The following is a 12,101-nucleotide window of genomic DNA, read 5'->3' on the forward strand; positions in this document are numbered from 1 at the left end:
GTCATGACCGCTTGCCTTGATATTTGGTGATTTATCACCCTCATCGGCAAGCGCCCACATGAATTACCTGATCAAATTGTTAAAGAGCTATTTCGCTGTGAGGCTGTCTTATCAGCCGGCTAACCGATGAACTGGTTTGCCTCAGCGAGGAAGGCGTATTCTACGCATTTCCTGGTGTTTGTCAATCACTGTTTTCAGTGAGTGAAGCGGGCGGGTTAAGAAAGCGAGATAACGATGCCTTCTCTTTTATTGCGCTAACTTCCTGACAAACCGAAGGTTTTCACCTTCTATCACCGCTGGTAACGCTGTGCGTCCCCGGCAGCGGATGCGTACTTTACGGATTCGCTGCCGTCTTGGCAAGTGGTTTTTTGAGAAAACGTGAATAAACTTTAACTTTTAGGTTTAGCTTTGCGCATAACAGCCAATACGGGGCCTGAGCACACGTAAGCACCAAAAAGCAGCAACAGCATCACAGAAGGCTCAACAGAGATCATTACGAACCCTAGTACCACCGCTAGAAGCACAACGAACGGGACAGGCTTTTTGAAATCGAGGTCTTTGAAGCTGTAATAACGAATATTGCTAACCATCAGCACACCCGCTGCCCCTACTACAAACAACATAAGCAGTTTAAAGCCTACCGCATCTGCATCAAAGCTATGGAAGGTCCACACACTAGCGGCCACTAAAGCTGCAGCGGATGGACTTGGCAAACCGATAAACCACTTTTTATCAACACTACCAATCTGTACATTAAAGCGTGCCAATCGCAGTGCGGCACAAGCCACGTAAAGAAACGCCACGACCCAACCAGTTTTACCGATGTCTTGTAAAATCCAGGTGAAGGCCACCAATGCAGGTGCCATACCGAACGAGATCATATCGGCAAGGCTATCGTACTCTGCGCCAAACTCGCTTTGGGTATTGGTCATACGGGCAACACGGCCATCAAGCCCGTCAAGCACCATGGCGATAAAAATTGCCACTGCCGCCGAAGTGAATTCTCCGTTAATGCCAGCCACTACCGCAAAGAACCCTGAAAACAACGCAGATGTAGTAAACAAGTTAGGTAATAAGTAAATGCCTTTTCGGCGAATTTTCTTACCGTCCTCGACCGCTTCTTCAACGACTTCAGTTTCACGCAGAAAAACGCTCGCTAGATCTTCATTACTTACGTCGTCATGACTGGTGTAGCCATTATTTACCTTTTCGTGACTAGCGTCGTCTTGACCTCCAGCACTACTGCCTTCCGTTTTCTGGCCTTCTTGAGGCACTGACTGCGGGGACTGTTTACGCTCTTGATCGCGAGCATCCTGGGTCATAAATATCATCCGTTTGAAGTGAAGTCACAAGAACAGTGATCTCTTTTCATTCTACACGGTGAGGCTCACTCAGCCAGTCAATTACAGTATGCAACGCTAAACGCCTCGGGGCGCGACAGTGCGCGCCCCGAGGCTCTAACTAGCGTATTAACACGCTAACTGCTTAGTTTTTCGACTTATCAACCAACTGGTTGGCAGCGATCCACGGCATCATGCCGCGTAGCTTAGCGCCAACTTGCTCAATTTCGTGCTCAGCATTCAAGCGACGACGAGCTGTCATAGACGGGTAGTTAGTATTGCCTTCCTGAATGAACATTTTGGCATACTCACCCGTTTGGATGCGCTTGAGTGCGTTGCGCATTGCTGCACGAGACTCATCGTTAATCACTTCAGGGCCAGTCACATACTCACCGTACTCCGCATTGTTGGAGATGGAGTAGTTCATGTTGGCGATGCCGCCTTCGTACATCAGGTCAACAATCAGCTTAAGTTCATGCAGACACTCGAAGTAAGCCATCTCCGGCGCGTAGCCTGCTTCAGTCAGCGTTTCAAAGCCAGCTTTAACCAGCTCAACCGCGCCACCACACAAAACTGCTTGCTCGCCAAACAGGTCCGTTTCGGTCTCATCTTTAAAGGTAGTTTCGATAATGCCACTACGGCCACCACCGACGCCTGCCGCGTAGGAAAGCGCTAATTCTTTGGCATTACCAGACGCATCTTGGTGGATAGCGATCAGATCAGGAATACCGCCACCTTTAACGAACTCAGAGCGTACCGTGTGGCCCGGTGCTTTCGGCGCAATCATGATGACATCAAGATCTTTACGCGGCTCGATTTGGTTGTAGTGGATATTAAAGCCGTGGGCGAAGGCTAAGATCGCACCTTCTTTCAAGTTCGGCTCTACTTCCTGCTCGTAGATCGCTTTTTGGTTTTCATCCGGCGCTAGAATCATGACAACGTCTGCGGTTTTACACGCTTCCGGTACGCTTGCCACTTTCAGGCCTGCGGCTTCTGCTTTAGCTGCAGAAGAGGAACCCTTGCGCAGCGCAACAGTGACGTCGACGCCCGACTCTTTCAAGTTATTGGCATGGGCATGGCCTTGCGAGCCATAACCAACAATCGTGACTTTCTTGGCTTGAATGAGGGACAGATCACAATCTTTATCGTAATAAACGTGCATAGCGAGACTCCAAAATCGAATTTGATCAAAACATGATCGTTATATAGGGATAATTTATAGATGTCGTATCAGCGTTGATGGCCACCCGTGCCGTCTTTTGCAGCACTGGGCTTTGGCGTTGAAGTCACTGTACGCCACTGACACCATTGCGTAAAACGCTATATTTGCAACATACTATTTCTAATTATGAAACATAAATCTTAACAGTGGGCTTACTATGGATTTTCGCTTACTAAAGCATGTGATAACACTAGCCGAGACACTGCACTTTGGCCGTGCTAGCGAGCTTTGTCATATCAGCCCATCCACCTTGAGCCGCTCAATTCAACAGGTTGAAGCCGAGCTAGGCACACGCCTGTTTGAGCGCGATAATCGCCATGTCACACTCACCCCCCAAGGCCTAGCGTTTCAGCACTATGCAAAAGAGACCTTAGAACAGTGGGAAATGCAGAAGCGGACACTGGCCGCCACGGCGGCACAACTACGCGGAGAAATAAGCATTTACTGCTCGGTAACTGCGAGCTATAGCTTTCTCTATGAGCTATTAAGCGATGTACGCACCCGCCACCCAGGCATCGAGCTAAAGCTGCATACCGGTGACCCCGCTGACGCCATGTCGCGGGTACTGGAAGGCGCCGACGACATGGCCATTACCCCCCGCCCGCGGATTCCACCCAGCGCCTTGGCCTTCAAATCACTTACTCGCTCGCCGCTACTGTTTATTGCACCTAGAGAAGCCCACGACTGGCTGCCAAACCAGCCAGAGAGCTCAACAGCTGAGCAATGGCGTGACGTACCGATGATTCTTTCAGAGGCAGGGCTTTCAAGGGAATATGCCAATACGTGGTTTAAAGCGATGGGTATAACGCCGCGTATTTATGCCCAAGTGGCCGGACACGAAGCCATTGTTAGCATGGTAGGGCTGGGGTTTGGCGTGGGCGTGGTACCAAAAATCGTGCTAGATAACAGCCCGCTGGCCGAACGCGTGCAGGTGCTCAACGTGAAACCGGAGCTACCCCACTACGATGTTGGAGTTTGCGTGCTTAATCGACGACTCAAAAACCCGATGATTGATGCCTTCTGGGCGACCGTGACGCCACGCTAACAAGCGTGAAATAACACCATAAAAAAAGCCGCCCTAGGTACGGACGGCTTTCTCAGTTGCTTTTTCAACGACTTACTCAGCTAGCATGCTTCGTTTACAGTGATAGCACTTTATCGCCGCGAGCAATACCAGATACCCCGGTACGCGCCACTTCGAGAATGCCTACCGGCGCCATGGCCTGCAGAAAGGCATCCAGCTTAGAGGCGTCACCGGTAATCTGAACGGTATAAAGGCTTGGCGTTACGTCGACAATCTGCGCCCGGAAAATATCTACCGTACGCTTCACTTCATCGCGGGCTGCGCCTAGCGCTTTTACTTTCACCAGCATCAATTCACGCTCAATGTGGTTGCCTTCCGTCAGATCGACTAGCTTCACCACATCAATCAGTTTATTAAGATGCTTGGTGATTTGCTCAATGACCCGGTCATCACCCACGGTAGTCACCGTCAGACGTGACAGCGACGGATCCTCAGTCGGCGCAACGTTCAGCGTTTCAATGTTGAAGTTACGCTGGGAGAACAGCCCGACTACACGTGACAGCGCACCCGGTTCGTTTTCCATCAGAATCGAGATGATATGACGCATCAGGTACGCTCCGTTTTAGACAGCAGCATGTCACGCATGGAACCTAATGGCACCTGCATCGGATAGACGTGCTCAAAAGGATCGACCTTCACATCCAGGAACACCAATTCATGCTTGTTAGCAAAGGCGCGCTCTAGCGCCGGCTCCAATTCATCAAGGGTGTTCACGGTGATCGCGGTAAATCCGTAAGCCTCAATGAGCATATGGAAGTCCGGCAGCGACTCCATATAAGAGTGCGCATGACGGGATTTGTAGTTCAAATCCTGCCATTGGCGCACCATGCCAAGCGATGCATTGTTGAGGTTTACAATTTTGACGCCCACCCCGTACTGCTTACAGGTAGAAAGCTCCTGCATCATCATCTGGAAGCTGCCCTCTCCGGTAACGCATACCACGTCGTCGTCCGGGAAGTTTTGCTTGATGCCCATCGCGGCCGGGAAGCCAAAGCCCATTGTGCCTAGACCACCCGAGGTGATCAGCCGATTCGGCTTGTCGAACTTGTAATACTGAGCAGCAAACATCTGGTGCTGGCCAACATCCGTTGTTACATAGGCTTCACCACGCGTAACACGACACAGCGCCTCAACAACTTCCTGAGGCTTCAGCACTTCGCCTGGTTTAGAGGGCTCGTATAGCTTGCCTTCACGCTCGGCACGCCAGCCGTCAATTTTCTGCCACCATTCGGTCAGCGCTTCAGGCTGCGAAATTGTCTGGCCTTGAACCAAGCTGATCATTTCATTAATGACGCTAGCCGCAGGCCCCACAATAGGCACATCGGCACGCACGGTTTTAGACACCGAGCTTGGATCCACATCCACGTGAATAATTTTTGCCGTAGGGCAAAACTTCGACGTGTTATTAGTCACTCGGTCATCAAAACGCGCGCCAATCGCGATGATCAAATCCGCATGATGCATGGCCATATTGGACTCGTACGAGCCGTGCATACCCAACCAGCCCAGACACTGCCGGTCACTTTGCGGATAAGAACCAATGCCCATCAACGTTGTGGTAATGGGGAAGCCGAGCTGTTTGACCAAATCGGTCAAACCTTCGCTTGCCTTGCCAGTTACCACGCCACCGCCGGTATAGAACACTGGGCGCTTGGCTTTCAGCATCATCTCAACGGCTTTTTTAATTTGACCGGTATGCCCCCGAGTTACCGGGTTATAAGAGCGCATCTTGACCTTTTTCGGATAGATGTACTCATAACGCTCGGTCGGCGCGGTCATATCTTTAGGGATATCGACCACAACCGGGCCTGGGCGACCAGTTGCCGCAAGATAGAAGGCTTTTTTCAGCACTTCTGGAATCTCAGACGGATGCCGAATTGAGAAGCTGTGCTTCACGATAGGGCGAGTCACACCGATAATATCGGTTTCCTGGAAGGCGTCGTCACCGATCAGGTGGCTCATTACCTGCCCACACAGCACAACCATAGGAATGGAATCCATATAGGCCGTTGCAATGCCGGTAACCGCGTTGGTAGCACCGGGACCTGATGTAACAAGCACACACCCTGGTTTGCCTGAAGCACGGGCATAGCCATCTGCAGCGTGAGTCGCCGCCTGTTCATGACGCACTAGAATGTGCTTCACTTTGTCCTGACGGAACAGCGCATCATAAATATGCAGTGCTGCACCACCGGGATAACCATAAATGTATTCAACGCCCTCATCTTGCAAGAAGCGGGCGATCATATCTGCGCCGGAAAGCAGTTCCACTGTGTTTCTCCCCTGGAGGTCTCGAGTGCGATCCGCAGGACATCCTGCGGTGTCGAGTGCGGCGGTATGCCGCTGCCGGCCCATGCCGGCACCTGATGCCAAACCCTGGCATATGGCCCGGTTAGGGCCTGCACTCTCATCGGAAGCACTGACATATTATGCAATACACCAGCGACTCCCTTACACGACGGTTTGCCGTGTCGGGGCGTTGGCCAGGTCGGGCGGTTAGCCCAAGCCCGGAAGTCCTTCGGCGGGTAAAGGCTGTCGCCTACCCTTCGCGCGGGGATTAGGGGTTGCCCGTTGGTTCCGCGCCCGCAAATCAGGAACCCACAAGATTCCATTAGCGCCCTCAACCTGTCAACCTCCGATCAAGACAAACGCAACAAACGTCGCAAGAAGCCATTAAAAAAGCCCCGCTAGCAGAGCTAACGGGGCTTTTGCCCTATTTCATTGCGCAAGCTTGTTGTTTGCACAACCGTACGGACGATACAAGCTTATTGATACTTGCTTGTTAATTACCCAAACACTAGCTTGCCTTCATTGGCGCTGATATGAATGGTATCGCCTGGCGCATACTTGCCCGCCAATAAGTCTTGTGCCAACGGATTCTCGATACGGCTCTGGATTGCCCGCTTCAGTGGCCTTGCACCATACACCGGGTCGAAACCGACGACTGCCAGTTGTGCCATCGCATCATCGCTGATATCCAAGCTCAAATCATGCTCAGCTAAGCGCACTTTCAAACGCGCTAACTGAATACCGGCAATCGCCTGAATTTGCTCTTGACCAAGGGCGTGGAACACCACCACTTCATCAATGCGGTTAATCAATTCAGGCCGGAAATGGTTACCCACCACCTCCATCACTGCACTTTTCATTGCTTCGTAGTCGTTATCATCTCCGCCCATGCGCTGAATAATGTCCGAGCCCATGTTAGAAGTCATTACGATCACTGTGTTGCGGAAATCGACCGTACGGCCTTGACCATCGGTTAAGCGACCATCTTCCAGCACTTGCAGCAGGATATTGAACACGTCCGGATGCGCTTTTTCCACTTCGTCCAGTAACAGCACTGAGTAAGGCTTACGACGTACCGCTTCAGTTAAGTAACCACCCTCTTCATAGCCCACATAGCCTGGGGGCGCACCAATCAACCGAGCCACGGAGTGCTTCTCCATAAACTCTGACATATCGATACGCACCATCGCTTCTTCTGTATCAAACAAGAAGTTAGCTAGCGACTTACATAGCTCTGTTTTACCTACCCCAGTGGGGCCGAGGAACAGGAACGAGCCGTTAGGCCGATTCGGATCAGACAGCCCGGCACGTGAGCGACGCACCGCATTCGCCACGGCTTCTACCGCTTCATGCTGGCCAATCACCCGCTCGTGCAGTGCTTCTTCCATGCGCAGCAGCTTGTCCCGTTCGCCTTCCAACATTTTGGAGACCGGAATACCGGTCCAGCGGGAAACCACCTCGGCAATCTCTTCTTCGGTCACGTTTGAGCGCAGCAGCTGGTGGCTGGCTGTATCAGCCTCGCCTTCACCCGCTTCGCTAATTTTCTTCTCCAGCGCCGGAATTTTGCCGTACTGAATTTCCGACATACGCCCTAAATCGCCCTGGCGACGCGCTTGTTCAAGGTCAATACGCGCCTGCTCAAGCTCTGCTTTGAATTGGGCTGCACCCTGAATACTGGCTTTTTCAGCTTTCCAGATTTCATCCAAGTCAGCGTACTCACGCTCTAGCTCGTGAATCTGGTTATTCAGCGCTTCGAGGCGTTTCTTAGTGGCCTCATCGGTCTCTTTCTTAAGCGCTTCGCGCTCCATTTTCAGCTGGATTAGACGACGATCCAAACGATCCATCTCTTCAGGCTTAGAGTCCAGCTCCATGCGGATACGAGACGCCGCCTCGTCAATCAGGTCGATGGCTTTGTCGGGCAACTGCCGATCAGTGATATAGCGGGTAGAGAGTTTCGCCGCCGCAATAATCGCTGAATCGGTAATATCCACGCCGTGGTGGACTTCGTAACGCTCTTTTAAACCGCGCAGAATAGCCACCGTATCCTCTTCAGACGGCTCATCGACCAGCACCTTCTGGAAGCGGCGCTCCAGCGCGGCATCTTTTTCAATATATTTGCGATACTCATCCAGCGTTGTTGCGCCCACACAGTGCAACTCACCACGCGCCAACGCAGGTTTAAGCATATTACCTGCATCCATCGCACCTTCGGCTTTACCTGCGCCCACCATGGTGTGCAGCTCATCAATAAACAGGATGACCCGCCCCTCTTCCTGGGAGAGCTCTTTAAGCACCGCTTTTAGGCGCTCTTCAAACTCACCACGGAATTTAGCGCCTGCCAGCAGCGAGCCCATATCCAACGAAAGTACGCGTTTGTCTTTCAGGCCTTCGGGCACTTCGCCATTCACAATGCGCTGCGCTAAGCCTTCGACAATGGCGGTTTTCCCCACCCCTGGCTCACCGATCAGCACCGGGTTATTTTTGGTACGACGCTGCAGCACCTGAATGGTGCGGCGAATTTCATCGTCGCGGCCAATCACCGGATCCAGCTTGCCATCTAACGCACGCTGGGTAAGATCCATGGTGTATTTGTTAAGCGCTTCGCGCTGGTCTTCGGCATTGGGGTCATCGACCGTTGCACCACCGCGCAAGCTGTTGATTGCAGCTTCCAAGCCTTTCCGGTTCAGCCCCGCCTCTTTCATTAACTTGGTGACAGCACTGTTCATTTCCAGAGCTGCTAATAGCACTAATTCGCTGGCGATAAACTGGTCGCCACGCTTCTGCGCTTCTCGGTCAGTTAAGTTGAATAGCTTGATAAAGTCGCGGGATGGCTGTACATCTCCGTCGAACTGGCTGACTTTCGGCAAGTCATCAAGCTGCTGCTGCAAACCGTCGCGCAGGCGTGAACTACTGCCCTCGGCTTTTTCAACCAGGGCTTTGATGCCAGTGTCTTTGGTATCGAGTAACGCAAGCAGTAAGTGCGCGGGATCAAGCTGATTATGGCCGTGCCCAACGGCAAGGGATTGCGCCTCAGAAATAGCGGCCTGTAATTTGGCAGTAAATTTATCGAATCGCATGGAATTCCTCCTGGGGGTGCCGTGCGTTTGGACCCACGGTGTTTCCCAATAACTTGTCTTTAATATGCTAAAAACGTTTAGCTTGACAAGTTAAATGGCGTCAGTTCCACGCATTTCAAGAGGCGCGCAACACAAGCTTGAAGGAATCGCGCTGCTTAATTGATCCAGATCACACTTGCCATGCGTCCCGTATTGCCATTGTCTCGGCGGTAGGAGTAAAAACGCGACTCGCAGGCAGTGCAGAAATGACCACCGCTGATGTGATGGAGCCCTAATGCTTCTAAACGAAAGCGCGCCAAGCGGTAAAGATCCGCCATATAGTGGCCAAGACGATAGGGGCTGTGGTCAAACGCATCAGCCGTCTCAGGGTGTACCGCAACAAAGGCACCATACACCTCTGGCCCAACCTCAAACTGAGCATTCGAAATAGCCGGGCCCAGCCATACCAACACGTCATCAGGGTCGCAATTCATAGCAGCAACGGTCGCTTCCAATACACCACCCGCCAGCCCTCGCCAGCCTGCGTGCGCAACCGCGACTTGGGTGCCCTGGCGATTACAAAACAGCACCGGTAGGCAGTCTGCGGTTAACACCACACAGGCATAGTCGTTGCTGTTAGCAATCGCTGCGTCTGCTTCCGGTATATCGCTTTGATACGCCTGCTGGACCCGTGCGCCATGGGTTTGGTTAAGCCACAGTAGCGGTCGATCATCGCCGATTTCTTTGTGCAGCAAACGCCGACATAGCGCGACGTGATCTGCATTATCGCCTACATGGGTCGCTGGATTGAAGGCTGCAAAATCATCCTGGCTCGGCCCTGTTTCCCGAGTAGTCACAAACGCCCGCACATTCGCGGGGGCCGGCCAGTCAGGCAACAATAACGTGGGCTTTAGATCAATCGCATCGCTCATCTCATGGTCTCGCTATCTTCGCGCAGGTAGTCCAACAACATCAGTAGATCATCGGGCAAATCAGCATGAAAAGTAAGCGTTTCTCCACTCACCGGATGCACAAAACTGAGCTTCCGAGCATGCAGCGCCTGACGCGGAAATTCACGTAGAATCTCTTTTAACGGCGCAGCAGCGCCCGGCGGCAACTTTGCACGACCACTATAAAGCGGATCACCAATCAGCGGGTAGCGGGCATGGGCCATATGAACACGAATTTGATGGGTACGCCCGGTTTCAAGCGTGCAACGCACATGCGTATGTGCACGAAAACGCTCTACCACGCGAAAGTGCGTTACCGCCGGTTTTCCAGATGCCGTAACTGCTTGGCGCTTACGGTCTTTTGGGTGTCGACCAATCGGCGCATCAATGGTGCTACCCGACACTGGTTTACCAATCACTACCGCATCGTACTGGCGGGAGACACTACGTGCCTGCAACTGTTCAACCAACGCCGTTTGTGCGGGCAACGTTTTTGCCACCATCATCAGGCCAGTGGTGTCTTTATCCAGACGATGTACGATCCCAGCGCGCGGCACTTCCGCCAGCGCAGCATGATGATGAAGCAGTGCATTTAACAGCGTGCCATCAGGGTTGCCCGCAGCAGGATGTACCACCATTCCAGCGGCCTTATTGATAACCATCACCGCGTCATCTTCATACACGATATCAAGCGGAATATCCTGAGCTTCGAAACGCGTATCGTCTTCGATGGTCGCTTTTAGTGCTAATGTTTCATGGCCGTGCAGCTTGGCCTTCGGCTTTACTTTAGCGCCGTCAACAGTGAGCTCACCGGCGTTGATCCACGCTTTCAACCGTTCGCGGGAATAATCGCTGAACAACTCAGCTGCGGCTTGGTCTAAACGCGCGCCTGCTAATGTCGCGGGTACCCGCTGCGTGGCTTCAACAATACGAGACATGAATAACCTCTTTAAGACACAAACGGCTTTTTAGGACACCAACAGCGTTGTCGCTATTTGACACTGCTTAACTTTTCAAACGGCACTGACGTGTCGCTAAGCCTGCGTTTTGCGTCTAGGTGATTTATAGTGGGTGAACTGCGACCTATTCTACCATTTCTACTTATGGCCATCGTCGCTTTTCGGTGATTGAGGCTTGTTTGCAACGAGGATGATGATGCGCGCTTTTTCCGCTGCCAACCGCTTTGGCGCCCTAGCCTTAAGCCTTGCTCTTCTGGCAGGCTGTGCCAGTAATAACGCCACCCCTGAAGAAGACGATGAATTCGAGGGTGTGCAAGAACGTGAACTCTATGAACTTGCGCGCACAGCGCTGGATAGCAACCGTTTTCCTATTGCCATTGAGCGGCTTGAAGCGCTCGATACCCGCTATCCGTTTGGCCCCCACGCCGAACAAGCCCAGCTTGAGCTGATTTACGCCTACTACGAAAACAGCAACTGGGAAGAGGCTCGCGCTGCTGCTAGTCGCTTCATTCGCCTGCACCCTGATCACCCGCAGGTGGATTACGCCTACTATTTACGCGGCCTTTCTGCTTGGCAAGCGGGACGATTTAGCCTTGAGAGACTGCGCCTGATTGATATCTCCAAGCGCGACTTGGGCGCCTCACGGGACGCTTACAACGACTTCCGCGAATTAATCCAACGCTTTCCACAAAGCGAATACGCCCCTGATGCCCAACAGCGTATTGTCTATTTACGTGAATTGCTGGCCCGCCATGAACTACATGTCGCAGACTACTACCTGCGCCGTGGCGCCTTCTTAGCCGCTATTGAACGCGGCCGCTGGGTGATTGAAAACTATCCGGAGTCCAACGCAACGCGTGATGCGTTGGCAACCATGGTAGAAGGTTATCAAGGGCTTGGTATGAAGGATCGCGCAGATGAAGTGCTTGTCGTTCTGCGAGAAAATGCACCAGACCATGAGCAGCTACGAGGCAATCGTTTTGTACCTAAACATGACAACGCTGATAATTAATAGACATCTCATACAGCGCTGATGCGTATAAAGCTATTTGACTTTTACTTTAAAACCACGCTTCGGCGTGGTTTTTTCTTGTTAGGAAATGCTTTTATTTAGACGTTATTCACACTCTGGCGCATCGTCAAAAGCTTAATAAATGTTGTACAAAAATTATGCAAAAGGTACATTACTCCTACCTTAATA

At 52.1% G+C, this 12,101-nt stretch carries 9 protein-coding genes; 2 read left to right on the forward strand and 7 right to left on the reverse strand.

All coding sequences use genetic code 11. The features are described from left to right. Positions 1-389: 389 nt before the first annotated feature. Positions 390-1,322 carry a CDP-diacylglycerol--serine O-phosphatidyltransferase gene (gene pssA / locus M0220_RS05350; protein ID WP_030074337.1) on the reverse strand — a complete coding sequence of 311 codons (933 nt, stop codon included), beginning with the start codon at positions 1,320-1,322 and terminating at the stop codon, positions 390-392. Between the two features lie 163 nt (positions 1,323-1,485). Beyond that, complete coding sequence (ilvC, locus tag M0220_RS05355) at positions 1,486-2,502, reverse strand: ketol-acid reductoisomerase (protein ID WP_264018891.1); 1,017 nt, start codon at positions 2,500-2,502, stop codon at positions 1,486-1,488. 217 nt (positions 2,503-2,719) lie between these two features. Between ilvC and ilvY the strand changes: the two genes are divergently transcribed. Further along, the gene (ilvY, locus tag M0220_RS05360) at positions 2,720-3,607 is read left to right on the forward strand and encodes an HTH-type transcriptional activator IlvY (RefSeq protein ID WP_030074338.1); all 888 of its coding nucleotides are present in this window, start codon (positions 2,720-2,722) and stop codon (positions 3,605-3,607) included. A gap of 94 nt (positions 3,608-3,701) precedes the next feature. Here ilvY and ilvN read toward each other — a convergent pair whose 3' ends face one another. The 5 genes from ilvN to rluD form a co-directional block, all read right to left on the reverse strand. Further along, on the reverse strand, positions 3,702-4,193 hold the full coding sequence (ilvN, locus tag M0220_RS05365) for an acetolactate synthase small subunit (protein ID WP_030074339.1): 492 nt from the start codon (positions 4,191-4,193) through the stop codon (positions 3,702-3,704). Further along, the gene (locus M0220_RS05370) at positions 4,193-5,917 is read right to left on the reverse strand and encodes an acetolactate synthase 3 large subunit (RefSeq protein ID WP_030074340.1); all 1,725 of its coding nucleotides are present in this window, start codon (positions 5,915-5,917) and stop codon (positions 4,193-4,195) included. Before M0220_RS05370 ends, ilvN begins: the two co-directional genes overlap by 1 nt. Positions 5,918-6,432: 515 nt before the next feature. Beyond that, positions 6,433-9,012 carry an ATP-dependent chaperone ClpB gene (clpB, locus tag M0220_RS05375; RefSeq protein ID WP_030074341.1) on the reverse strand — a complete coding sequence of 860 codons (2,580 nt, stop codon included), beginning with the start codon at positions 9,010-9,012 and terminating at the stop codon, positions 6,433-6,435. Positions 9,013-9,167: 155 nt separating this feature from the next. Then, positions 9,168-9,923, reverse strand: coding sequence for a peptidoglycan editing factor PgeF (pgeF, locus tag M0220_RS05380; protein ID WP_030074342.1), 756 nt, complete (start codon positions 9,921-9,923; stop codon positions 9,168-9,170). After that, positions 9,920-10,879: a 23S rRNA pseudouridine(1911/1915/1917) synthase RluD gene (gene rluD / locus M0220_RS05385; protein WP_030074343.1), complete on the reverse strand. Its 960-nt coding sequence runs from the start codon at positions 10,877-10,879 to the stop codon at positions 9,920-9,922. Before rluD ends, pgeF begins: the two co-directional genes overlap by 4 nt. A gap of 217 nt (positions 10,880-11,096) precedes the next feature. Between rluD and M0220_RS05390 the strand changes: the two genes are divergently transcribed. Then, positions 11,097-11,912: an outer membrane protein assembly factor BamD gene (locus M0220_RS05390; protein WP_030074344.1), complete on the forward strand. Its 816-nt coding sequence runs from the start codon at positions 11,097-11,099 to the stop codon at positions 11,910-11,912. The last annotated feature ends 189 nt before the right edge of the window (positions 11,913-12,101 follow it).

Origin of the sequence: Halomonas qinghailakensis, assembly GCF_025820815.1 — a bacterium.
GTDB lineage: Bacteria > Pseudomonadota > Gammaproteobacteria > Pseudomonadales > Halomonadaceae > Vreelandella > Vreelandella qaidamensis.